The sequence below is a fragment of the Vibrio sp. 1069 genome (assembly GCF_033340555.1).
In genome coordinates, this window is record NZ_JAWOWP010000446.1 from 1 (window position 1) to 667 (window position 667).

1 pseudogene is annotated in these 667 nt (G+C 46.2%); it reads right to left on the reverse strand.

What is annotated here, in order from left to right:
- Positions 1–5 precede the first annotated feature (5 nt).
- A pseudogene (locus tag R7040_RS27035) lies at positions 6–667 on the reverse strand (glycosyltransferase family protein); the annotation flags it as partial.

A 667-nucleotide genomic window follows, 5' to 3' on the forward strand; every position in this document is an offset into this window, starting at 1 on the left:
CAAACTTAGATATTGGATACATAGCTCGGAAAATCCACCAGCTCCCACAACTGTTTGGAGAGTTCTTCTTGCGAATCCCACGCCCCTTGTAAAACCCAATTCACGATGGCTTGTGCAACGTCGGGGTATTTAACACTCTCAGCTTGCTGCTCTTTGAGCCACTGACGTACGGTAGAAATGTCTAAACTGTCCATTGCAGTGGCTAACCCAAGATCTTAAAGCGTGGCTACGTTGCTCTGCTGTTCAAATTGTCCTGCCAGTGGTTTCATTAGCAGTTTTTTGCCAAGAGAAAGTGCTTCTGAAGGCAGTTCAAAACCACCATAGGCGATAACCCCACAGCAACGATGTAGATGGTGCTGAAAGTTGGTGTGGCACAGCGGACGCAATTCTATGTTCTCCACTTTCTCTACTTCTATCACGTCGGGGTGATAACAAATAAACGTCTGCTGATTAAAGTGGAACAACAAGTCGCAGATGTCCTCAATCGACTCAAACGGTAAATACACCAACACGAAATCATCGTTATCCGCTTGGTTATCCAAAGTGTGAACGATGGGCGGTAGCAACGGCTGATCAAAGTGATACCAGTGCAATCCAAGCTGATGTTGAGATGGAGCAAAATACTCAAGTACTGATTTATCCAGCCAACTCGCCCCCTTCAGAGGCA